The 22,133-nt window shown below is 53.8% G+C and carries 30 protein-coding genes, 1 tRNA gene and 1 pseudogene; 6 read left to right on the plus strand and 26 right to left on the minus strand.

Annotated features, from left to right (window positions below; all coding sequences use genetic code 11):
- On the minus strand, window positions 1-507 hold the full coding sequence (gene mug / locus RS889_RS19955; RefSeq protein WP_315708478.1) for a G/U mismatch-specific DNA glycosylase: 507 nt from the start codon (window positions 505-507) through the stop codon (window positions 1-3).
- A gap of 141 nt (window positions 508-648) precedes the next feature.
- Here mug and RS889_RS19960 point away from each other — a divergent pair.
- Both RS889_RS19960 and RS889_RS19965 read left to right on the plus strand, forming a co-directional pair.
- A tRNA-Ile gene (locus RS889_RS19960) sits at window positions 649-724 on the plus strand.
- A gap of 179 nt (window positions 725-903) precedes the next feature.
- Window positions 904-1,383 (plus strand): BRCT domain-containing protein, encoded by a 480-nt coding sequence (locus RS889_RS19965; protein ID WP_315708479.1) that lies wholly within the window; start codon window positions 904-906, stop codon window positions 1,381-1,383.
- A gap of 65 nt (window positions 1,384-1,448) precedes the next feature.
- Here the strand turns inward: RS889_RS19965 and RS889_RS19970 are convergent, their stop codons facing one another.
- The 14 genes from RS889_RS19970 to RS889_RS20035 form a co-directional block, all read right to left on the minus strand.
- Window positions 1,449-1,664, minus strand: coding sequence for an ogr/Delta-like zinc finger family protein (locus RS889_RS19970; protein WP_290181544.1), 216 nt, complete (start codon window positions 1,662-1,664; stop codon window positions 1,449-1,451).
- Window positions 1,665-1,745: 81 nt separating this feature from the next.
- Complete coding sequence (locus RS889_RS19975; RefSeq protein ID WP_315708480.1) at window positions 1,746-2,834, minus strand: phage late control D family protein; 1,089 nt, start codon at window positions 2,832-2,834, stop codon at window positions 1,746-1,748.
- Entirely contained in the window at window positions 2,834-3,352 is a 519-nt protein-coding gene (locus RS889_RS19980; RefSeq protein ID WP_290180260.1) for a phage tail protein, read from the minus strand. The genes RS889_RS19975 and RS889_RS19980 overlap by 1 nt, the downstream gene beginning before the upstream one ends.
- Window positions 3,349-6,093 carry a phage tail tape measure protein gene (locus tag RS889_RS19985; protein ID WP_315708481.1) on the minus strand — a complete coding sequence of 915 codons (2,745 nt, stop codon included), beginning with the start codon at window positions 6,091-6,093 and terminating at the stop codon, window positions 3,349-3,351. Before RS889_RS19985 ends, RS889_RS19980 begins: the two co-directional genes overlap by 4 nt.
- Entirely contained in the window at window positions 6,086-6,205 is a 120-nt protein-coding gene (locus tag RS889_RS19990) for a GpE family phage tail protein (protein ID WP_290183047.1), read from the minus strand. The genes RS889_RS19985 and RS889_RS19990 overlap by 8 nt, the downstream gene beginning before the upstream one ends.
- A 14-nt stretch (window positions 6,206-6,219) precedes the next feature.
- The gene (locus RS889_RS19995) at window positions 6,220-6,531 is read right to left on the minus strand and encodes a phage tail assembly protein (protein WP_290180258.1); all 312 of its coding nucleotides are present in this window, start codon (window positions 6,529-6,531) and stop codon (window positions 6,220-6,222) included.
- A gap of 64 nt (window positions 6,532-6,595) precedes the next feature.
- Window positions 6,596-7,111: a phage major tail tube protein gene (locus RS889_RS20000; RefSeq protein ID WP_315708482.1), complete on the minus strand. Its 516-nt coding sequence runs from the start codon at window positions 7,109-7,111 to the stop codon at window positions 6,596-6,598.
- Window positions 7,112-7,119: 8 nt separating this feature from the next.
- A complete protein-coding gene (locus RS889_RS20005) occupies window positions 7,120-8,292 on the minus strand; it encodes a phage tail sheath protein (RefSeq protein WP_315708483.1) in 1,173 nt (390 codons plus the stop codon).
- 127 nt (window positions 8,293-8,419) lie between these two features.
- Window positions 8,420-8,842 (minus strand): tail fiber assembly protein, encoded by a 423-nt coding sequence (locus tag RS889_RS20010; protein ID WP_315708484.1) that lies wholly within the window; start codon window positions 8,840-8,842, stop codon window positions 8,420-8,422.
- Window positions 8,843-8,844: 2 nt separating this feature from the next.
- Window positions 8,845-9,813: a phage tail protein gene (locus RS889_RS20015; RefSeq protein WP_315708485.1), complete on the minus strand. Its 969-nt coding sequence runs from the start codon at window positions 9,811-9,813 to the stop codon at window positions 8,845-8,847.
- The gene (locus RS889_RS20020) at window positions 9,810-10,418 is read right to left on the minus strand and encodes a phage tail protein I (RefSeq protein WP_315708486.1); all 609 of its coding nucleotides are present in this window, start codon (window positions 10,416-10,418) and stop codon (window positions 9,810-9,812) included. Before RS889_RS20020 ends, RS889_RS20015 begins: the two co-directional genes overlap by 4 nt.
- Entirely contained in the window at window positions 10,411-11,319 is a 909-nt protein-coding gene (locus RS889_RS20025) for a baseplate assembly protein (RefSeq protein ID WP_315708487.1), read from the minus strand. The genes RS889_RS20020 and RS889_RS20025 overlap by 8 nt, the downstream gene beginning before the upstream one ends.
- The gene (locus tag RS889_RS20030) at window positions 11,319-11,663 is read right to left on the minus strand and encodes a GPW/gp25 family protein (RefSeq protein ID WP_290180249.1); all 345 of its coding nucleotides are present in this window, start codon (window positions 11,661-11,663) and stop codon (window positions 11,319-11,321) included. The genes RS889_RS20025 and RS889_RS20030 overlap by 1 nt, the downstream gene beginning before the upstream one ends.
- Complete coding sequence (locus RS889_RS20035; protein ID WP_315708488.1) at window positions 11,663-12,196, minus strand: phage baseplate assembly protein V; 534 nt, start codon at window positions 12,194-12,196, stop codon at window positions 11,663-11,665. The genes RS889_RS20030 and RS889_RS20035 overlap by 1 nt, the downstream gene beginning before the upstream one ends.
- Before the next feature lie 144 nt (window positions 12,197-12,340).
- On the opposite strand from RS889_RS20035, the gene RS889_RS20040 reads away from it, so the two are divergent.
- Both RS889_RS20040 and RS889_RS20045 read left to right on the plus strand, forming a co-directional pair.
- Window positions 12,341-12,652, plus strand: a complete 312-nt coding sequence (locus RS889_RS20040; RefSeq protein ID WP_290180247.1) for a type II toxin-antitoxin system RelE/ParE family toxin — start codon at window positions 12,341-12,343, stop codon at window positions 12,650-12,652.
- Window positions 12,653-12,714: 62 nt separating this feature from the next.
- Window positions 12,715-13,053, plus strand: coding sequence for a HigA family addiction module antitoxin (locus RS889_RS20045; RefSeq protein WP_315708489.1), 339 nt, complete (start codon window positions 12,715-12,717; stop codon window positions 13,051-13,053).
- 1 nt (window position 13,054) lies between these two features.
- Here the strand turns inward: RS889_RS20045 and RS889_RS20050 are convergent, their stop codons facing one another.
- The 11 genes and pseudogenes from RS889_RS20050 to RS889_RS20100 all read right to left on the minus strand — a co-directional run bounded on the left by RS889_RS20050 (window position 13,055) and on the right by RS889_RS20100 (window position 18,602).
- Window positions 13,055-13,501: a phage virion morphogenesis protein gene (locus RS889_RS20050; RefSeq protein WP_315708490.1), complete on the minus strand. Its 447-nt coding sequence runs from the start codon at window positions 13,499-13,501 to the stop codon at window positions 13,055-13,057.
- A complete protein-coding gene (locus tag RS889_RS20055) occupies window positions 13,494-13,925 on the minus strand; it encodes a phage tail protein (RefSeq protein ID WP_315708491.1) in 432 nt (143 codons plus the stop codon). The genes RS889_RS20050 and RS889_RS20055 overlap by 8 nt, the downstream gene beginning before the upstream one ends.
- The gene (gene lysC, locus RS889_RS20060; protein ID WP_290180243.1) at window positions 13,888-14,172 is read right to left on the minus strand and encodes an Rz1-like lysis system protein LysC; all 285 of its coding nucleotides are present in this window, start codon (window positions 14,170-14,172) and stop codon (window positions 13,888-13,890) included. The genes RS889_RS20055 and lysC overlap by 38 nt, the downstream gene beginning before the upstream one ends.
- Window positions 14,099-14,464, minus strand: a pseudogene (gene lysB, locus RS889_RS20065) (Rz-like lysis system protein LysB); the annotation flags it as partial. The pseudogene lysB and the gene lysC, both read right to left, overlap by 74 nt.
- Entirely contained in the window at window positions 14,461-14,949 is a 489-nt protein-coding gene (locus RS889_RS20070; protein WP_290180242.1) for a glycoside hydrolase family 24 protein, read from the minus strand. The gene RS889_RS20070 and the pseudogene lysB, both read right to left, overlap by 4 nt.
- Window positions 14,942-15,253, minus strand: a complete 312-nt coding sequence (locus RS889_RS20075) for a phage holin family protein (protein WP_290180241.1) — start codon at window positions 15,251-15,253, stop codon at window positions 14,942-14,944. Before RS889_RS20075 ends, RS889_RS20070 begins: the two co-directional genes overlap by 8 nt.
- Window positions 15,254-15,256: 3 nt before the next feature.
- Complete coding sequence (locus tag RS889_RS20080; protein WP_290180240.1) at window positions 15,257-15,460, minus strand: tail protein X; 204 nt, start codon at window positions 15,458-15,460, stop codon at window positions 15,257-15,259.
- Window positions 15,460-15,924 (minus strand): head completion/stabilization protein, encoded by a 465-nt coding sequence (locus RS889_RS20085; RefSeq protein WP_315708492.1) that lies wholly within the window; start codon window positions 15,922-15,924, stop codon window positions 15,460-15,462. The genes RS889_RS20080 and RS889_RS20085 overlap by 1 nt, the downstream gene beginning before the upstream one ends.
- A gap of 93 nt (window positions 15,925-16,017) precedes the next feature.
- A complete protein-coding gene (gpM, locus tag RS889_RS20090) occupies window positions 16,018-16,677 on the minus strand; it encodes a phage terminase small subunit (protein ID WP_315708493.1) in 660 nt (219 codons plus the stop codon).
- 2 nt (window positions 16,678-16,679) lie between these two features.
- Window positions 16,680-17,756, minus strand: a complete 1,077-nt coding sequence (locus RS889_RS20095) for a phage major capsid protein, P2 family (protein ID WP_315708494.1) — start codon at window positions 17,754-17,756, stop codon at window positions 16,680-16,682.
- Window positions 17,757-17,771: 15 nt separating this feature from the next.
- Window positions 17,772-18,602 (minus strand): GPO family capsid scaffolding protein, encoded by an 831-nt coding sequence (locus RS889_RS20100; protein WP_315708495.1) that lies wholly within the window; start codon window positions 18,600-18,602, stop codon window positions 17,772-17,774.
- A 146-nt stretch (window positions 18,603-18,748) separates the two neighbouring features.
- Between RS889_RS20100 and RS889_RS20105 the strand changes: the two genes are divergently transcribed.
- On the plus strand, window positions 18,749-20,515 hold the full coding sequence (locus RS889_RS20105; RefSeq protein ID WP_315708496.1) for a terminase ATPase subunit family protein: 1,767 nt from the start codon (window positions 18,749-18,751) through the stop codon (window positions 20,513-20,515).
- On the plus strand, window positions 20,515-21,579 hold the full coding sequence (locus tag RS889_RS20110; RefSeq protein ID WP_315708497.1) for a phage portal protein: 1,065 nt from the start codon (window positions 20,515-20,517) through the stop codon (window positions 21,577-21,579). The genes RS889_RS20105 and RS889_RS20110 overlap by 1 nt, the downstream gene beginning before the upstream one ends.
- Window positions 21,580-22,133 lie beyond the last annotated feature (554 nt).

A 22,133-nucleotide genomic window follows, 5' to 3' on the forward strand; every position in this document is an offset into this window, starting at 1 on the left:
TTATTGCTGATGCAATTGCAACTCACAATACAATTCACGATAAGCCGCTGTCAGTGATTCCACTGTCGCACGATTGAGGCCACTGGGATTAGGTAACACCCACACATGTGTCTTCCCCAGCGAAAAATCCTGCTTGCCCCATGCCACCTTAGTGCAGTTGAAAGCCTGACTGAATGCCTGTTTTCCCAATACTGCCAACGCACGGGGCTGATAGTGCAATATTTTATCTATCAGGGCCTCTCCACCCTTCTTCAACTCATGACGCCCCAACTCCGACGCCTCAATCGTTGGGCGTTCCACCAACATCGTAATACCACAACCTGTATCCAACAGTCGCGTCTCTTCCTCTGGTCTCAGCAAGCATTGAGTAAATCCAGCCTGATAAATGACTCGCCAGAAACGATTACTGGGATTGGCAAAATGATAGCCATGATGTGCACTGGAAAGACCGGGGTTGATACCGCAAAATACGACATGCAGGTTGAAAGCCAGAATATCCGTAATCATTATTAGCCCTTTAACATCGTTTATAAGTGTTATGGCAAATTCTGGCAGCAATAACAATAGGCTAGTCTGGATAGAAAACAGCCATACGGTCTCTCAGCTATAGACCGCCCCTGCCGGATTACCGTATAATTAGCGGCCGTTGGCCCCTTAGCTCAGTGGTTAGAGCAGGCGACTCATAATCGCTTGGTCCCCCGTTCAAGCCGGGGAGGGGCCACCAAATTTTAGCTGTAAAATCAACACATTAAGCCACTTCTCAGAAAGTGGCTTTTTTGTTTCTACACACGAGTGTCTCAAAAGTGTCGCTCAGGTTTTCAGGCATATTGAATTCAACCAACAAAAATCCTGCACGCGGGACCGCAGATAATCAGCAAAACGTTCAATCAGAAGGTGCTACTCATGGAAGAAATGCATTTCATCTATATAAATGCCAAGGGGTACATTGATGCCTATTCCGTTACAAAAATCAGTTACAGCGATAACCATATTCAGGGTATTTGCAAGGCATCCAACACACTAAAAACTTTCAGAAAAGATCGGGTTATTTGTCAGTTTGAATCTGAAACGTTAGCGATTGAGTCCGTGTGTAAATATTCTCCCGATGACTATGCACACCTCATTACAAAACCACCCAAAAAAGAAACGTTCGATATCTGCTTCACCGGATTTAAGAAAGCTGATAAAGACAGGCTCGCAGGCATCGCAACAGAATATGGGCTGATTATCCGAAGCTCAGTAACCCAAAACCTCAACATGCTGTGCTGTGGATACAACGCAGGGCCAACAAAAGTTAGCACCGCACGAATGAAAGGCGTCATCATCATTGATGAATCGCAGTTCATTGATTTTTTAGAAACGGGTCAAATCCCCGATATATGATATTAACCCAGACAATTTACTAAAAAAGCCCGCATGCGGGCCTTCTGTTAATCAGTTTGTATTGGTCAGATGTTCATCACCGCCTGCCGCCCCTGCGGATGAGGTGCAACAGGCTGAACAGTTTCGGGTCGCGAAATCGAACGGACATAGGTTTCATGACTGATAAACGTATGACCGCAGTTAATATTAGTACACTGGTTGTAACGTTCCTTTGTTGTGCTCGTCACCTCATAAGATGATCGCGTGTGTGCGGCACTTCCGCACAAAGGACATTTCATCATTTCAATAATCCTCAACAAATAACGCCATTGTTTGAATAAAGCTAATTATACAGCAGAATAAATTACATAAAATCTAATTTTTTATTCCATTTCAACTTCATCAATTTTTACCTCCAGATCCAGCGATGTGGTAAACCCCCGGTCACTGAGCGAATGCGTCACTGTGCCTATTGTCCAGTCGGCGGCGTCGATTTCTCGCTTGAACCCGGTCACTTTCACTGGCAGTTCCGGGTACAGCTCGGCCCGGCCTTTTGCCAGTTCAATGGAGAATGTCGCAACCCCGCGCTGAATACGTTCCCAATGCATTTTTGCGGCCCGTTCAGCATTTCCTTTGTTGGAATAGGTACGGCTGAGAACTAGCACGTTTTCATCTGTTCCCAGCAGGTACTCTCCCTGTTTTTCTTCCGGCGTTTTCTTTTTTGCCGTCGTGGTTTTGCGACGACGTTTTACCTTCACGGTCTGATTTTTCTTTAGATCTCGGGTATGCAGCCAGTGAGCCATGACGCCGGTGTAGGCGCCACGGTCAGCCAGGGTAAAACGGTGGCTGTCGCCGTCCTTGCGGCTGATGGTGGCAACGGGCAGCGCTTTACCACTGGCGGTTTTTCCCTGGCCTTGTCGCAAAAACAGCAGATGGCCATCTTTGACGGCGGCGATGGCGCCATGATCTTTCGCCAGGCGCATCAGAAACGAGCAGTCTGACTCATTGGTCTGGTCAATATGGTCAACCTCCTGCGCAGCAGTGTCGCTGTCCAGTGCCGGAGTCAGCTTATGCCGGGCGGCGATGTCGTTCACCATGGCCCCGACCGTGGTCTTGTGCCAGGAGCGTTCCCGCTTGAGGTTCAGCGTTTGCCGAAAATCTGCACTGCGGGCGCGTAGCGTCAGCCGGTCAGGTGCACCGCTATGCTCTATCTCATCCACCACAAAGGTTCCCTTTTTCAGCAGGGGTTCACCTTTCCAGCCAAGAAAGACGGTGATTTCAGCCCCGCGCCGGGGCAAGGCCAATTGCCCGTCGGCGTCGTCCAATTCAATATCCAGCTGATCGGCTTCAAAACCGCGATTGTCGGTGATGGTGAGTGACATCAGACGCTTATCCAGTGTGGCGGTAATGTCATCTTTCCCAATGCGGATGCGGTAATCCGGCGTTAATTCCGTACCCGCTAACCAGCCCATCAGGACAGCACCCCATTCACTGCCGACGTCACACTGTCGAGTGCCCCGGTCAGGGTTGTCTGTGCCTGGCCGAGATAGCTCGTTGCCTGGTTTTTCAGTGTGGAAAGCTGTTCCGTCAGGTCGCCCAGCATGGCATTCAGTGATTCATCCACGCGTTTTAACGTCAGGGTAAATTCAATCCGGCGGGCGTTGCCGTCGCTGAAAAACTGGCTACGGGTTTCACTCATGCTTTCAATCACGTACATGCCGTAAATGGTGCCGGAACCTTCCAGCAACGCCCAGGCTTTACCGGTTTCGGCCATCTGTTCGAGTACCAGCAGGGAGAGTTTGCCGCCGGTGACCTGGGGCAACAGTACCGCCTGTAATGTGATGGTGTCGTTATCCGGCCCCAAAAACTGTGCCACCGGACGGTAACCAACCCGGTTATTGGTGGGGTGCCGCCATGAGCGTTGCCTTTGTAATTCCTGATAGGGGATGGTCTTTAATGTAAAGACGAATAACCCCAGCACCATCATCATCCGATACCCCCTTGATCGCGGTAGTTGCTGCGTGATTTGGCGCGGGCGCGGTGTTCCCGTTCATCTAATTGACGGGCGACTTCGCGGGCAATGTCAGTGGCATTCTGTCCGGGCTGGGTCACGATAGTGATCGGCGCGTGAATAGACACCGGCGCCAGCGATGAAGGACGAGGTTCTGGCCGGCTCACCGCGTATTCTTTCGTGGGTAAGCTGAATGGATGCAGCGGACGCGCCATTACCGGTTGCGCGGCCGCGCCTAGCATCATGGCGGCAGAGGCGGCCAGCGCAGCCGTTCGGCGACGGCTGGTGATCCTCGCCGGGCCGTTAACGATTTCAGGGCCATTTTCCCCGACAATGCCAATCCGTCCGGACGGGATAACGCCACCGGTGTCAAACCGGGGGATGTCATTTAATACCGACGAACCGGCCCCGGCAGCACCCGGTACGGTGGGCAGGGATGGCATCTGCTTGCTATCGGGTTTCATCCAGTCCGGCAAGTAGTCAGTCAATGACGCCAGTTTGGTTTTCAACAATTCCCATTTTTCATTGATACCGGCCATCAGTCCATCAATCAGTTGGGAACCCGCTTCCTGAAACCGGGCAGGCATGGATTCAGCGGTGCTAACCAGCTCATTCCAGCGATCACTGATGGTTTTCTTGATGTTTTCCCAGGCTTCTGACACGCCAGCCTTGATAGCATCCCAGTTTTTATAAATCAGCCCCGGCAAGGTGTAGTTGAGAAAGTAAGACTTGATACCCTCCCAGGCAGTACTGATGGCGTTTTTCACCCATTCCCATGCCGCCGATGTTGCGTTGCAAATAGCATCCCACAGCGCCTTGAATTTGGGGCCGAGCGTGTCCCAGTGTTGCCAGATATAAATCGCCCCCATGGCAATCAGGCTGATGATCGCCAGAATGGGATTAGCCATCATCAGCCGTCCCAGCCACAGGACGGCTTTTCCCACAATGCCAAGCGCACCACGGATAAGACCGAAAGCACTGACGGCCCTGATCCCCAAGACATTGCAGCTCAGACGCAATAACGCCATCGGGCCTAGTATCGCCGCCACACTCAGGATGATGGTTCCCATCATTGTCAGGAAGCTGCCCAGTGCCAACACCGTACCGGTAATGACACGGGTCAGTTGGGGATGTTGGGTCAGCCAGCCGCCAACTTTCGACGTTAGCGCGGTGACGCTATGGGTGATGGCACGCAGTGGACTGTCAACACTGTCAAACAGCGTGATGCCAACATCCTCCCAGGCAGATGAAAAGCTTTTCAGATCGCCGCTGAGGTTATCGGTCATCGTACCCGCCACTTTTTCAGCTTCGCCGTGCGCGGCGCGCACCTCGGCCACCAGTTTCTGCAACTGTCCTGTCCCGGCCTGCTCAACCAGGACACTCAATCCGGAAAATGCCTCCTCTCCGGCAATGTGCTTAAAGAGGGACGCCCGCTTGGCGTTGCCCATTTTCTGAGTGCGGGCGTACATTTCTGACAGCAGATCCGTTAACGGGCGCAGGTTGCCGCGTGCGTCTTTGGTTTTGATGTTCAGTTCTGCCAGTGCCTCCGCCGCCGCTTTGGGAGGCGAAGCCAGCCGCGCCAGAATAGCGCGGAGTGAGGTTCCTGCCTGGCTGCTCTGAATACCCGCATCACCCAGCTTGCCCGCCGCCGCTGACGCGGTTTCCAGATCCACGCCCAGCGTCGCCGCCACGGGTGCCACATACTTCATGGTTTCACCCAGCATCTGCAAATTGGTATTGGAGCGGGTAAATGTGGCCACCAGACTGTCGCCCACCCGGCTCATTTGGTTGGCGGGCAGTTTGAAACCGGTCAAGATGTTAGAGCCGATGTTGGCGGTGGTTGCCAGATCGGTATCTCCCGCCAGCGACATGTTCAGTGTGCCGGGCATGGCGCCGCGTATCTGTTCCGGGTTAAAGCCCGCCATGGCGTAGAAACTCTGCCCTTGTGCCACATCATTGGCCGTAAACGCTGTGGATGCGCCCAACTGCCGCGCCTGTTGGCGCAATGCGGCCATTTCTGGTGCGGCTTTTTTCAGGCGGGTCAGCGCTTGCACTTTTGACATCCCTTGCTCAAAGTCAAAACCGGGTGCCATCGTGCGCTTGGACGTGTAAAGCATCCCGACACCCGCTCCGGTGATGGCCGCACCCTTTACCGACAGCTTATTGCGGGTTTCTATCGTTTTGGAATACCGGCTTCTGATGGCATTCAGTTTTTGCTGGCGCTCCCCCACACGCTTTAGTGCTTGTTGCTGGCGAGTCAGCGCGTTGGTCACCGATTGTGTATCACGGCGTAATTGCCGTTGGGCGTCGCTCAACTTTTTGGTGTCCAGACCAGACGCATGCAGCGCCTCACGCTGACGCTGAACGGACAGGCGCAGACCGTTGTATTTTCCCTGTAATTCATTTACGCGGTTTTTCGCCGCACCCAGTAGCCGGGTTTGCTGGGCAGTAGGCTTTTCTGTCGCGGCGAACTGTCTGGCAAGACGCGCCGCTTCTTCCCGTGCCGCCTTCAGGCTGTGACTGACTACAGCGGCTTGCGCACTGGTTTTACGAAAACCGTCAATCCGCGCCGCCTGGTTATCCAGTTGTTTCAACTGGGCCTGGCTTTTTTTGACGGCAGCGGCCAGCTTCTGGGTGCTGGCCTGTGCCTGTTTGAAGGGGCGGGTCAGTTTATCGACCGCATTCATGATGACCTGCAAACGCAGGTTATTGTCACTCATCACCGGCTCCGCTGCGGATGATTGCCTTGTGCCGCCATTCCAGTACGTCGGTTAATGGCATGTCCTGTGTGACAGAAGGCGGCCAGTGAAACACGGTGGCAATGTCCGCCACCAAATCATCTACCGTCAGTCCGTCAGGGAATCGGACCGGACCGACTTCGGCAACAAAAAACTGACCACCTCGACTGACAGGCTAATCAGGTCTGCCGGGTCCAGTTCCATCACCTCGGCTGTGGTTAATGCCGGTGTGGTGACACGCGGTAAAATAACAGTCAGTGCGTTGACGTCCATTTCCATCAGCGGTTGTAAGCGCGTACCGCGCAGCGCCCCGGCGCTGGGTTTGCGTACCGTGATGTGAGTCAGTGTGGTATCGCCGCGTTTCAGCGGGGTATCCAGCGTGACGGTTTTTTCAGTGGTCAGGGTGTCGTCGTTTTCCATCGTGTTCTCTCGTTATTCCGGGATATCTGAACGCACAGGCCGTTTCGTCTGTGCGGCGTCGGTATTACAGGCCAATGGCAGCGCGGTGTTCCTCCAGCCGGTCTTCACCGCCAATGTTTTCAATCATGTTCAGCAGGTCGATTTCTACCAGCACCTCACCGTTGACGGTCAGCTTGTAGTAGGTGCAGACGGTTGAAATCTTGGTTGTCGGTTTTTCGCCCTGTTTGTATTCGCCGCTGTCGATTTCTTTGTGACGGCCCCGGAGCGCGATTTCTACTGCCCACACCTCGCCCGTGTCGTCACGCTGGATGGAGGCCGTAAAGCGGAGCGGGACACCGTCGGCTTTCACGGTTCCCAACTGCTTGTAAATCAGCGGCTCCATTCCACCAATTTGCCACTCAGCCTCGAGTGCGCCATCATCCAGCCCCATGTCGATATCTGCGGCCCCGGACATGCCGCCGCCGCGGTATTTCTCAAACTTGCGGGTCAGCTTGGGCTGGGTGAATGACTCCACAATCCCCAGCCAGTTGTTGCCGTCGTTAAACAGGTTCAGATATTTCAGTACGCGTGGTAATGCCATGTTGCTCCTTAGCTGTTCACCTGGCTGGTAAAGTCGATCAGATAACTGTCAGTGATGCGTTGGCGCAGCATCAGGTTTTCCAGTGGCGGCACTGGCGTGTAGTCGTAGTCAATAGAGAGCTTGCCCGCTTTCAGGGTGTCCTTATCGTTTACGGTGTCATCAATCCAGCAGTCACCACCCAGCAAATAACCCTGTGCCGTCAGTTCACGCATCTTGGCGCGTATACCTTCGATAATGTCGCGGGCCAGTGAGGGATTTAGCGGTTTATCCACGGCCCACATGTGAGCCTCGGCCATGGTGTCAGCCAGTACCTGTGCGGTGCGGGTGTAGTTTTCAAAGGCGAATAACGGATCGTCTGAACAGGTGCGGGAACCCCAGAAGCGGAAGCCGTCTTTGCGGATCAGCGTAGTGACTTCATTCTGGTTCAGCAGACCGGCGTCGGTGGCCGGGTCTTGCAAATCCCAGAACACATCCGCAGAAATGCCGGTGACGCCGTTCACGCCGACGTTGGACAGGGTTTTGTGCCAGCCAGTTTGTTCGTCCAGTTTGGCACGCAGCCCCAGCGCACGGGCGGTAGCATAAGCGGTGGTGTCGGCACTGGTTGTGGTATCCCAGGCGATAAAATCCGGCCAAATCAGCATCAGTTCACGCTGACTAAAATTGTCGCGGTAGGCGATGGCCTCTTCCACTGTCTTGCAACCGTAGGCGCTGATGTAGGCAAAGGCACGCAGACTCTGCGCGATACTCGCGAGCTCTGCTGATACTGCCTGGTTGTCATGCCCCGGCACGCCGAGAATACGCGGTTTTACCCCCAGTTGGGCCTGGGCGGCCTGCAATGCTTTCATTCCGGTTTTCTTGCCGTCGGACGTCACGCCGCCGATGATGTTCGTGGTGGTTTCGGCTTCGCTCTCGCCCTGGGCGACACGCACCACTACCGTAACGGGCTTTGCCTGGTCACCGATGGCATCCAGTGAGTGAGCCAGCGTGCCGGATCCACCCGCCTTGCCACTGGCTGTCAAAACATCGGTGATCAATACCGGTTTATTGAGCGGAAAGGTTGCCGCGTCGGCATCGTCGGCGGTACAGACCAGGCCGATAATCGCTGTCGATACGGTGGTAATGGTGCGAGTGCCTTCGTTGACTTCAACGACACGCACACCGTGATGGTAATCAGTTGCCATAAACGGTTCTCCGGTGAGTGAGTAACCGTTATGGTGATGTGACCGGGGCGACTGTGCATTAATCGCTCCTTGTGTGAAGGACAGCACAAGGTTTGTGTCGCGCTCGGCACAAACCACGGCGCTGGGGTTAGTTCTCCGGCACCGTCGGCCAGTCGATATTCGGCGCGGTAGCGGTATCGATGCGACTCAGTAATACCACGTATTTTTTCCAGTCGGTCAAGGCCGCTTTTTCCTCGTCGGTTGCCAGAGCCAGAGCCACCGCATAGGTGAGTTCCGCGATACGGGTGTTAGCGGTTGCGCGACGGCTCAGTAATTCATTCTCTGCTGTTTTCACTGCCGCTGCGGCCAATTCTGCTGTTGACAGCCTAGGAGGTTGTACAGCGATGGGCTGTTCAGCCGCATCATTGAACTGGATGACGTTTCCATTAGATTGTTCGTTTAATAATTGTTGATAGTAGGCCGTGTTAATTTCAACCACATCAGCCGGCATCACATTGCCGTGAACGGCTTTTGTATAAAATCCACCCGTAGATTTTGAATAATATGGCATTATCAGTACCCCACAGCCATCCAGTTTATGGTCGGAAACATGTCGGTTCCAGCAGTAGTGTAATACAACGTAGCCCCCGCATTGGTTGCTTTCTCAAACGAGAAGCTGGTATACGAATCACCCGCCAGCCCTGTCCGGATCGAGCCCGATATCGAACACAGTGCAGCAGGGAACGTGATCGGAAACAAAAACGGTAATATTGTGTACGTATTGGCAGACGTTGAGGTCATGGATAGTGTTCCCCATTGCAGAATCAAGCCGCTCGGCAGCACTTGATATCCATTGTCGGCCAGCAAACTTTTAAATGATTCGGAAAAATCTTCGACGACAGACCGAACAAAGGCTGTGGTGGCAATCTGTGTGCTGTTTGTCGCTTGTGCTGGCGTCGGCGCCGTTGGTGTTCCGGTCAATACTGGGCTGTTAATCGGAGCGTATTGCAGATGTGGATTGGCCGCGGCAACATGCGCCGCTAGCTGGCTGTCGGTATAGGTTTTTACCTCAATAACCGCGTTATCAACATATTGACGTGTGGCCAACACCACCGCCGGGTCAATTTTCAGCGTCACCGCCTCCGTGTTGCTGACAATCAAAATCATGCGCACGGTCTGGATACGTCCGGAACCTTCCTGTAACTGCGGTTTGTAGGTTTCCGGGCAGTTGGCGATGGCAATCAGATTATCGTCAGCGTCATACAGCCCGATTTCCCGGATCCAGAAGCCGCCTTCATTTTCCGATATCACCTGTTCGGCAATAATATTGTTGCTGTTATTGGCATCAACGGTCAGCGAATTGAGCGGCGCTCGGCGCTTTTCGCCAATCAGTTCGGTTTGTGCCGGGTCGGGGGTGGGTAATGTTCCGCCGCCATCGCCAACGGCCATATGGGTAATATTCAGATGACCACCCAGCATGGTGGCATTTGCCAGTCGTGCCGCACCAATGTGGGTCAACAGTGCAAAATATTTGGTACTCATGCGGTTACGCTCACATTATCAGTCAGATGAAGAGCCACCCCGTGCACATCCGCGCCAGAGATGGTCAGGGTTTCAGGAAAATAGGGGTACACCGTCAGTTCATCGCCGCCGTAACTGCTGGCCGACACCGGTAGATCTCCGCTGGCATCCAGATTGATGGAGAGACCCAACAGGTGACGGCTGAGCGGTTTGGCGTCGGCAATCAGTCGCTCCAGCTCAAGAAAGGTTTCCTCGGTAATGCCATTGTCCTGCACGCCAATATCCAGCCGGAAGGTGCCGGGGGCGTCGCCGGTCTGCCACCATTCGGTGATGCGGATCAGGTAGCCGAATGGCTCCACGACACGCCGTAATGCGCCGAGTGTGCCTTTGTGTTTATGAATAAAAAACGCATTTTTTATCGCCTGGCGCTTTACGCTCTCCGGCCAGTGCTCATCCCAGCGGTCAACGGAAAACGCCCAGGCAAGGTAGGGAAGAAATGAGGTCGGGCAGGTATCCGGGTTCCATAACGGGCGTATCGGAACCGGTAACCCGCTGATGGTGGCGTCCACCTGTGCCAGACGGCGTTCTAATGCGGACGAACCCGGTGGCAACAGAGTGTTATTCATCACTGCCTCCGATGGTTATCTGCCAGCCGGTGCAATATGACGCCTGTGTCTGGTCCAGCACCACATCAACCAGTGGGGCCAGCAGGTTCACACGCTGCACGCCTTCGACATGCAGGGCGGCATAAATGGCTGACAAGCGGATATCACGCCCAAGGCGACGCTGGGCGGAAATGTAGGTCTGCAAACGTTCTTCCGCCGCAATGCGGACCGGTTCGGCTTCCGGCCCCGGATACAGATATAACTGGGCGTCAATCTCATAGTTCACCGCCGTGGCCGATTGCACCGTTACCCGGTCAGCCACCGGACGCACCGACTCATCATTCAGCGCCGTTTCTACTACGGCCAGCAGGTCGGTATCCGCAGTGCCGTCACCCTCGCGTGACAAGACGGTGACGATCACTTCCGCCGGTGAGGGGCTGATCGCGCTGGCATCTGATACCCGCCCGTCGGCGCTGACGGCGTGGAATTCATAGGCACCGGTCGGCCCGGCAACACTCAGTCCCTCAAACGCCGCCGGGATGCGTTGGCGCAGGTCATCATCGCTTTCCATGACCGCCTCTACTGGCGGGATAGCGGCGGTATCTGCCGGGGTAATGGTCAGGCGCTGCACGTTATGGTTGGCGGCCAACTGATCTAAATCACTGCCGAGGGCATAGGCCACCATCACCGCCTGTGCGGCTTCGTTGATGCGTTGTAGTAACAGGATCTCCCGATAGGCATTTTCCTGTAACAGTTTGACCACCGGCTCAGATTCTAATGCCAGCGTCGCGGCCACCGCGTCCTGCTCATCCGTTGGGTAGAGGGCAATAAATGCCGCTTTTCGTTCAGCGAATACCGTTTCAAAATCCGGCACCGTGACAATCTCCGGTGCGGACAATTGCGATAAATCAATCACACTCATCAGGTATTCCCCAACGATACGGATAAATTCACCGGCTGGCCGCTGACCAGTTCGGCGGTGACATCAGCGGCCATGCTGCCGTCAAAGGCGCTTTGCAACTGAACCGACGTTAACCGCAGGCGTGGTTCCCAGCGGTTCAGCGCGGTGTAAATAGCGGACATGACTTGTAAGCGCGTGGCGGCATTTTGTGGCTGGTCCAGCAGGTCAAAGACCAGTGAACCGTACTCACGCCGGGCCAGCCGGGTGCCTACTGGCGTGATCAGAATGTCGCGGACCGACTGACGGATATGCGCGGCATCGCTGATGCGTTCACCGCTTTGCTGATTCATGCCGAGGTAGCGCATTACACTGGCCCTCCGGTATTGCTGCCGCCGGTCTGTACACCACGGTGCTGATGGGTATGCACCACGACGCCATTTGACGACATAGCGCCACCCTGCTGGATGACCGGGCCGTTGATGGTCACCGCTGCATTAAGTGTGAGCGTGTCCGCGTTCAGCACCACGTGTTTTACGCCATCAATCAGCAACTGGCCGGATGCTGGCTCATACTCAAAGCGAGCACCATCGGGGAAGATAGTCACCAGCGCATCATCAGATACGGACGGCGGCGGATTCTCACTGGAGAAAATCGCGGGTAGCACAAAGGCCGTAGTCAGTTCGCCGCCGATGCTCAGTAACAACACTTGTTCCCCCGGTGAAGGTTTCCACCAGGTGCGGGACGTTCCGGCGCGGGTTGTTAGCCAGTTCAGCCAGCCGGTTTGCAATTCGCCGGTTTGTACCCGGCATAACCAGTTATCAGAATCGACGTCGATAACGACGCCAACCCGGATCAGGTTCAGCAACAGGCGCATGATTTCGGTAGTTTCTGCATTCATGGAGATAGCCTGCCAGCGATGAAACGACACATCACGGGCGGGCTATTGTGCGGAGGGTGATACATGCATAGAAATGCACTTGTGCACAGTGCCACTGTGCGTTATAATTTAAGCCATTCATCAGTAAGGACGATAAGGTGAGAGATGCAGAAGAGAAGCATCGACAGTTTCCGGGATCAGTGGCTTGAGGATTTTTTTCTATATGGAACGCCACATAAGAAAATCCCTGCGGGTATCGAATCTTCGATGGCGAGAAAACTGGATATTATCAATGCAGCGATAAGCCATCGTGATCTTCGTTCTCCGCCGGGAAACCGATATGAAGTATTAAATCCGCCATTGGGTGAGTATTCATCTATCCGGGTGAATGAGCAGTACCGGTTAATTTTTAAATGGTATGAGGGGAAAGCTTATGATCTGTACCTGGATGCTCATACGTATAAAAAACACAAATGATGATTGGCGGATAGCCTGATATCACAGTAATGAACAAATGTAGTAACCGCTGAGGATGACATATGCAAGCGACACGTAAACCAACAACCGTAGGGGATATTTTACTGTATGAATATCTGGAACCCTGCGGCCTAAAAATCAATGATTTGGCTGACATGCTGAATGTGCATCGCAACACCGTAAGTGCATTGGTGAACAATAACCGTAAGCTGACCGTTGATATGGCATTTCGTCTGGCCAAGGTCTTCGATACGTCCGTTGATTTCTGGCTTAATCTGCAAATGAATGTCGATTTGTGGGAAGTTCAAAACGATAGGCGTGCTCAAGAAGAGATTGGTCGCGTTACCACACTGAATGTGTTACTGGCCAAGAAAGAGGCAGAAAAAAAACAGGTGGCATAAGTTATCGCGCTAACCATCGTTGAAGCAGTACGTTAATTTTTTCTCTTTCGTGGTCATTCATCCCCAGCAACTGCCGGGCCGGATACTTCGTGACTGGCCCGCGTTCCCGCACCTTATCCCGTAACCCATAGTGATGTACGCGGGCAATGCGTTGTACCGCACCGGAAAAACCAACTTCGGCCACGTCTGCCGTGGCGGTGGCCTTCAGGTATTTGGCAGTACGCAGCTTGCTGAACATCTGCCGCCGGATACGACCAGGTTTAGTTCGAGCGGAAACCCGTCGGGCTTCAAACGTGGTGCCGTCCGGGTTCTGCTGTAACCGGATGTGGTCTTGCTGTTGTTTGCGCAGGTCGCGGGCAATCTCCCGCATCAGTTTCTTACGCTCGGCCGGGGCCAGCTTTGTCAGCAGAGCCGACAGCCAGCCTTCAACCTGGTGCAAGTCATCCATGTTTTAGCGTCCAGTATTCCTCGGGGTCGCCGGGCTCGGGCAACGCCGCGACCACCTGATTGCCGCCCTGCTCCTGAACCTGAATACGTTCGGTGAGTTTCAGGTCAATGCTGATATCACACGCCTGATGATTAAGTATGTCCACTTCAAAGGTAAACCCTTTTTCCCGGTTATCCGGGCTCGCCATTATGTCCGGTTGATTCTCTCGCAGCCAGTGCAGGATAGGCGCGATGAGCAAATTCTGGTCACCGGCAAAATCAGTCACAACAATGTTCAGGGTGTAGCGGTATTCCCATGACAACGAGGGGACCAGCGTGCTGACTACCGTGCCGTTATCGACAAAAATATGCAGGCACTCCGGGTTTTCCCGCAAGTGTTGAACGGCATTAGTCAGTGCGTTTCGTAGGGAGTGCGGTTTCTGCATGTGCGCGTTCCTGACAAGCTATCGTGATGTCTACCTGATCGGCGCAATCTGCCAGCGCCGCTTCGGTTTCATCCAGTTGATTATTGAGTTCGCCGTTGGTCTGTGGGCTGGCTGCCGGAAACCGGCACGGCGTTAGACTGGGACAGCCATTCACGGTAAGCGTGACCGCCGGTGAGGACGGGACGCTGGCGCAACCGGACAATATCAGCAGGCAAAGGGGTATCAGCCCAGCGTTTAAGTTCTGCATTCTCACGTTTTAACCTCTCTATGGTTTTCTGCCGGGCAGACAACGCCGCCTGGTTCTCATTAGCCAGCGCCCGTAATCGGGCCTGCTCCTGATTATTGTGTTCGGCCTGTTCAGCGACGCTTTTCAATTGACTGTTTTTCTCAGTTAGCGCCGTCTCTTGTACCGACAGTGTTTTTGCCTGTTGGATCGTCAGTTGTTGGGCATTGTGCAAGCGCCATGACTGCAACCCCAATCCAGCAATCAGCACCGCCGCCACTGCCCCAATAACCAGCCCTGCCCGCAATATACTCATGCCAGCTTTCCTCCTGCCTGTTGATAAAAGGCAACTAGCCGTTCAAAACCATGCTCATGCTGACCATATCCAGCCCCCGGCAAGGATGCCCAGATATTACGGCACTGGGTGATGGCACAAGCGATACGTCCGGCGATCACATCATCCAGTGCCCGCTGTTCGCGGATAAGCTGAACTGCCAGCGCATCTTGTGAGGCCGGGCCAAAATCGGGCAAGGTCAACTGTGCTTTGTAGTGTGGCCAGTAGCGGTATAACTGCTGATAACGCCCGGCGGCACTGGAGCGTTGCCCCTGTTTGTTAAACACTTTGGCCGGACGACCGTTGGCAAACGGGTGATCGCTATAGTCGGTAAAAATCTCCGGTTTGCCATCAATGCCCGTCACTACCACGTCATAGCCCCGATTGCGGGTTAACGGGTGGTTAGCCGTTCCCTCAGAAAAAGCCAGCATGGTCAGAAAGGCGATCACGTTCGGGTGATTACTCATTATCGGGTTTCTCCTGGCTATCCGTTTTGTCACTCATTTGGCGGGCACGACGCTGGATCAACAGCTCGATAGTCTGATAACCAGCAATCCCCAGCGCGGCCCCGATACCATTGATTGCCAGTGGCGACAGGTCGGGGAATTGCACCAGTGCCACTCCAGCAATCATGGAGACAAAGCCGCCCAACAAGATGCGGCCCACAAACAGCCGGAAGGTGATGGACTCACCACCGGCCAGTACCTTGCCGACCGCAATCAGCACGCCAATGATGAACAGGGAAATAAGACTTTTATCGGTTTCGTTCATAAATTAATCCCAGAGTTGAACAGTTTGCTGTGTGGGCGCAGCGACGACCTCCGGCATATCGACTTCCAGACCGTGCGGCAGAATGGGGCCGACATCAGCCAGCCCTGGATTCGCCAGTAAAACCTGTTCGGTCATGCCGTCGGTGCGTCCGTAGTAACGCCAGCACAGCGCATCAACGGTGTCGTATTGCTGCGCCCGGATTTTCATTAAATCAGCTCGACAATCATGTGCGACAGCGCTTGCAGACGGCTTAAGGCCCAGCGAACATCCCGCCATAAATCATCAATGGCCGGATCCAACGCGTCGGCGCGTTTGTTGCCCGACGCGGTGGTGTCATAGTCGCGGTAACGTTCGGTGAGATTGGCCCGCGCCCAGCACCACACCGCGCGGCGGTAGAGCTGGACACGTTCGCTTTCACCATCCAACTGCTCGGCGGGTACGTCAGCCAACGTGGTGTAACCGGCGGTTTGTTGTTGCTGTCGCCATTCGTACAGTTCGGCGTTAACTTCGGAAATGGCGGTCAGCACTGTCGGGCGTAGCCGTTCCTGTGTGACCGTGCCGTCAGTCCGCATCACATTGCGAAAATCGGCCAGATTAAGATCGGGCCAAAAGCTGGTATTTTTGATGACATCCGGCTGGCCCGGCATGGACTCAGGTGCAATAAAATTCATGGCATCCTCTGAATAGGTGGGCGGTGGACGGGGTTTTGATGCGGCTGATAGCCTGTCGCTACCCCGTGCCGCCCTGCGCGTGGGCACGTTCGGTTATCCGGCGCTACTGGCGTTGCGCAGTTGGCGTTCCAACTGTTCAATGTCTTTTTTCACGCCACTGTTTTGGTTAAGTTGCAAAGCCCGTTTCAAGTGATTGAGCGCCTGCATCGGGGACGCGGCGCGTAACGCATAGCCCAGCGCCTTATGCAGGCGTGCGCGGGATTCATCCGGCATGTCGGCACTGTCGGTTAGCGTCAGCGCCGTCATCAGCACGTCAGCATCAAAATCTTTCTGCGCCACAAAGGCTCGCATAGCGGCGTCGGCGAATTCTTCTGCCACGGTACAGGCGGTTTGTCGGGTGTAGGGGCGGGGCATCACCCAGTCATGGGTTAATGCATGACGAGCAAGCGCCAACGCCCCGGTGTAGTCGCCTGCATCAATGCGCCAGACCATGATGTGCATCAGTACGTCATCTTGCCGATGGCTCTTCGCTGCCAGTACGCCCGCCACCCAGGGGGCATACTTAGGTAGTAACTGGCGTTTCAGTTCGGCTTTTTTTTCTTTCGACTGAATGCGTTTCAGGTGATGCTGATCTTCGGTCAGTTGCATCAGCATCTGTTCATAGCCGGAGGCATGTCGGGTAGTGCCGCCTGAACGGGCGGCCTGTTGTGCTTGGATGTAACGCGTATGTCGCTGAAAAGGGTTAAGCGCCATGCTTACTCCTCGGTAGCGGCAGGTGTTACGGTCGCAGACTGGGCTTCAACTTTTCCCAGAGCGATGTTTTCTACCAGACAGGTGCAGTCGTAATCTTCGATAACGTAGGCTTCATTCACTGACTCAAAGTTTTCAATGCGATCACGTTTCGGATTATCAATGATGGCGCGACGGCGGGTGCCGTCCTGCCAATAGATAGACAGATTATCGAGACGGGTAATCAGCAGGGCATTAGCCGGGAAGAACGGTGCGCGTACTGCCTGCAATCCGCCCATGCGTTTCTGGCTGATAATCAGGTCCGCGGCCAGCACTTCACTGTTGGGTTGTTCCTTGTTAACCAGCGGGAAGTATTTGTCAGCCAGCAGGCCACGACCACAAATCACTACCAGTTCGGTATCGTCCTGGTACTGAACGGCGATTTTTTCATCCACGGCGGCCATCACCAGGGCGTCCAGATTATTGAAGTCACCGTTTTCGCCCACGCGGATTGTTTCGGAAATGACGGTCCCGTCTTCATCCACAATATTGCTGATAATGTGGGCGGGGGCCTCCTGTCGGATTTTTTCCAGCCAGCCGATATTGACATCCTGCAATAGTGGATATTGCACACGACTGGAGGTCTTTTCCCGCTTCACGCCATTAAACCCAATCATGATGCGATCCAACGCCTGGCGGGTAACAATCGCATTGCGGATACGGGTCTGGAAATCCTGAAATTTGGCCCACAGGTCAAGCTTGGCGTAGGTTAGCGCGGTATCAAAGTTGGTCTGAGTACACTTGTAGCCGGTTCCGTCGATATACGTCGGGTCGGTGGGTTCACGCTCTTGCTTGGTGGTATCGGTAGTGCCAGCAATAGTGGAACCTACGCCCAGCCCCAGCACTTCGCCGGACTGTTCATCCACCGGGATGATGTTAACCAGTTGCAGGAAGGCCGAGGATTCCTGAATTTTGTCTTCCAGTGTCTGGCTGACGGACGGTTCAACGTTAAATTTCGTACTGATGTTTTCCAGCGGTACGTTGTTTAACTGCGCCAGTTGTTGCAAGAACGCATTAAATTTAAAGCGGGTTTCATTTTTCATGAGGTCAGAAATTCCTTAGCAATCGGTGAGGATAACGGACGGCGTAGCGCCACCGGTGGCACGTTGACGGAACGACGGATTGCGATCCTGCTGGCTCAGGGTTTCCGTTAACGCCTTGAGGTCATTGGTCTGGGCGTTCAGTTGGGTTTCCAGCGTGTCGAGGCGGGTTTTCTGGTCAGAAAAGGCGCTGATTTGTTCCGCCAGTGCCTGCTGTTCCTGTGCGACCAGCTCCACCGCCTGATGAACGTCGTTAAATCGCGCATCGTCAGAGGTTTGCTTTTTGGCGAATAGGGTAGAAATTCGGCTGAACAATGACGGTTTTTCGTCGTCCAGGTCTTCGAATTCGATCAGCGTTTCTTCAGCGGCTGAAAACAGGTTGTCGGGGGAATTCTTGCGCTTTGCCAGTGGGTTGTGTTTTGCACCTGCACTGAAGGTCAGTAGTTCAGTACCGAGGCTGGCCGGATCATCGGTAACGGCTAGCCCTTCCAGATAGGCTTCTCCGCTGCCAGCAAACTTGGGGTTAATTTCCATAGACGTGAATACCTTTTGCCCTTTCTGGGTCATGGTGATCAAGTCTTCGGTTGGTTCGATATCGGCGTACAGCCCCATTTTCCCAGCCAGTTTACCGTCTTTGATTTCCTCTGCTGTCAGGCCAGTAACACGACCATAACGGCGGAAGGGGCTATCCGGGAGGATACCTTTGATGTGTTCCATATTAATCAGAGCAGTGCTATAGACCGGATCGTAATTCGTGGCCATCTGTTCCAGCCAGGTACGCTCGATGTTGCGCCCGTCAGTCGTGGCACCTTCCACGCCGATACGAAAACGCTTTGCTTTTTTTGCCATGTGACAGGCTCCAGTCGGGGTTTAGTCAAATCAGAGCCTTTATGGTCGCGGGGATGGGGCAGAGGAAACAACGCACGGGCATTGTGCAGCGTGGGACACAATCGGCGAGAGCGGAAAGGCGTTGCGGTGGGCCGTAGTCTGGCGGCATGGAAACGACAGCACAAAACACCGACCTCGATCCCCGCCGTCAGGCCATGTTCCTGTGGTTCCAGGGATTACGCATTGCTCGCATTGCCGAAATGCTGGGTGAGAAACCCGCCACCGTACACAGTTGGAAGAAGCGCGACAAGTGGGGCGATTACGGCCCACTGGATCAGATGCAACTGACCACGGCGGCGCGTTACTGCCAGTTGATTATGAAACCGCAGAAGGAGGGGAAAGATTTTAAGGAAATCGACCTGCTGGCCCGGCAGTCGGAACGACACGCCCGCATCAATAAATATCAAAACGGCGGCAATGAGGCAGATTTAAACCCTAATATCGCCAGCCGGAACAACGGCCCGCGCAAAGCACCGGAAAAGAACCTGTTCAGCGACGAGCAGATCGAGAAGCTGGAAAATATTTTCCGTGATGGCCTGTTTGACTATCAGCGCGTGTGGCAGCAAGCGGGCATGATGCACCGCATTCGCAACCTGCTGAAATCCCGCCAGATTGGAGCGACCTACTATTTCGCCCGTGAAGCCTTGATTGACGCGCTGATCACTGGCCGTAACCAAATATTTCTGTCAGCCAGCAAGGCACAGGCTCACGTTTTCAAACAGTACATCATCGAATTTGCCCGTGAAGTGGGTGTGGAACTTAAGGGCGATCCGATGACGCTCAGTAACGGGGCAACATTGTATTTCCTCGGCACCAACGCCCGTACTGCGCAGAGTTATCACGGCAATCTTTATCTGGATGAATATTTCTGGATCCCTAAATTTCAGGAACTGCGCAAAGTCGCATCAGGGATGGCGCTACACAAAAAATGGCGACAGACCTATTTTTCTACGCCATCCAGCCTGACACATAGCGCGTATCCGTTCTGGTCTGGCGCGTTGTTCAACCGTGGCCGCGCCAAGTCGGACCGAATTGATATCGACCTGACCCATTCACACCTTGCAAGAGGTGTGCTCTGTCCGGATGGTCAATATCGCCAGATTGTCACCGTGGAAGATGCGGTGCGCGGTGGCTGCAATCTGTTCGACCTAGACCAGTTGCGGCTGGAATACAGCCCGACAGATTATCAAAACCTGCTGATGTGTAAATTTATCGACGATCTGGCGTCGGTCTTCCCGCTGTCTGATATGCAGGCGTGCATGGTGGATAGTTGGGAGGTGTGGGAGGATTTCCAGCCGCTGATGTTGCGGCCCTTTGGCTGGCGTCCGGTATGGATTGGCTACGACCCGGCAAAAGGTACGCAAAATGGTGACAGCGCCGGGTGCGTGGTGATCGCGCCACCGATAGTACCAGGCGGTAAATTTCGCATTCTGGAGCGCCACCAATGGCGTGGGATGGATTTTCGCGCCCAGGCTGACGCCATCAAGAAACTGACTGAACAGTATAACGTGACCTATATCGGTATCGACTCGACCGGCGTCGGCCTCGGTGTCTACCAGAATGTAAAGTCGTTTTTCCCGGCAGTGCGGGAGTTCGTTTACAACCCTAATGTCAAAAACGCCCTGGTGCTGAAAGCCTACGACGTGATCAGCCATCGTCGGCTGGAATTCGACGCCGGTAACACCGATATCGCGCAATCTTTTATGTCCATCCGCAAGGCCGTTACCGCCAGCGGTAACCGTCCGACTTATGAAGCGAGTCGCAGCGAGGAAGCCAGCCATGCGGATCTGGCGTGGGCCACCATGCATGCCCTGTTTAATGAACCGTTGGAAGGTGAAAATGCCAACAGTAATAACATCGTGGAGATTTTCTAATGGCGAAACGCCGCAAGCCCCAACCGCAAACGACTACCCTGACCGCTCCGGTGACGCCGGGCGTAGAAGCTTTTACCTTTGGTGACCCGATCCCGGTGCTGGACCGGCGGGAATTACTGGATTATGTCGAGTGCGTACAGATGGATCGATGGTATGAACCGCCGATCAGCTTTGATGGACTGGCACGAACGTTCCGGGCAGCGGTACATCACAGTTCGCCGATTTTTGTTAAACGCAACATTCTGACCAGCACTTTTATCCCGCACAAGCTGTTAAGTCAGCAGGCGTTTAGCCGTTTTGTGCAGGATTATCTGGTTTTCGGTAATGCTTATCTGGAGAAACGCACCAACCGTCTGGGCGGTATTCTGGCGCTGGAACCGATACTGGCGAAATATACCCGGCGTGGGTTGGATCTGGATACCTATTGGTTTGCCCGCTACGGCTATAACAGCCAGCCTTATGCTTTTGAGCCGGGCAGCGTGTTTCACCTGATGGAACCGGATTTGAATCAGGAGATTTACGGCCTGCCGGAATACCTCTCCGCTATTCCCTCTACGTTGCTGAATGAGTCGGCAACGCTGTTCCGTCGTAAGTATTACCTTAATGGCAGTCATGCCGGATTTATTCTGTATATGAGCGACGCAGCCCAGACGCAGACCGATGTCGATAATATTCGTCAGGCAATGAAGAATGCCAAAGGGCCGGGCAATTTCCGTAATCTGTTTATGTATGCGCCGAATGGTAAGAAAGACGGCATTCAGGTGATCCCGTTGTCGGAAGTGGCAGCGAAGGATGAGTTTTTGAATATCAAGAATGTATCCCGTGACGATATGCTAGCCGCCCAGCGCGTACCGCCGCAGATGATGGGGATCATGCCGAGTAACGTCGGCGGGTTCGGGGATGTGGAGAAGGCCAGCAAGGTGTTTGTGCGGAATGAGTTGATACCACTGCAGCGCCAAATGCTTGAGCTAAATACGTGGATAGGGGAAGAGGTTATAAGATTCGAGGCTTATCAGTTGGACGTCGATGATGGGGGGATCTCTGTCTTACTTCCCTCTTCATAATGTCGCTATGTAACGTACTAATTGCAAAAAGCCGCTAAAAGCGGCTTTTTTATATTTTATGCTCCACAACGTTTATCGTTGGGTGAACACTTTAATCGGCGGCAATTACGACAATATGATTGTGGGATCAATCTTTCGCCATCAACAGTACGAAACCCAAATACTTCCTCAATTTTATTCAAATCGCCACTTGCAACCGTCTTACAGCAAGGACAAACGGCTTCAACTTGATACGCCATATATATCTCCATATAACCATTATTATCATAAGAGTATCTAATGATTTAAAAGTAAAATGGGATGTAGATCTTGAAACAGAATTTCACCTTAGAATGCCTTGCGCGCAATCATGGCCCCGCCACGCCTGCCCGCTTCGTGTAATGGTTTTCATGCAGGTGCATGATCCAGTGGAAAGCGCAGTGGTACTGGCGGCGGGTATGATTTCTTGCGCAATCTGGATCATGCGGATTCATGCGGTTTAAGCATGCAGTTATATACACCTACTGCGGGAGTTAAAATAATCTACTTTACTCAACACTACTCCCTATATACTT

Origin of the sequence: Brenneria uluponensis, assembly GCF_032395385.1 — a bacterium.
GTDB lineage: Bacteria > Pseudomonadota > Gammaproteobacteria > Enterobacterales > Enterobacteriaceae > Prodigiosinella > Prodigiosinella aquatilis.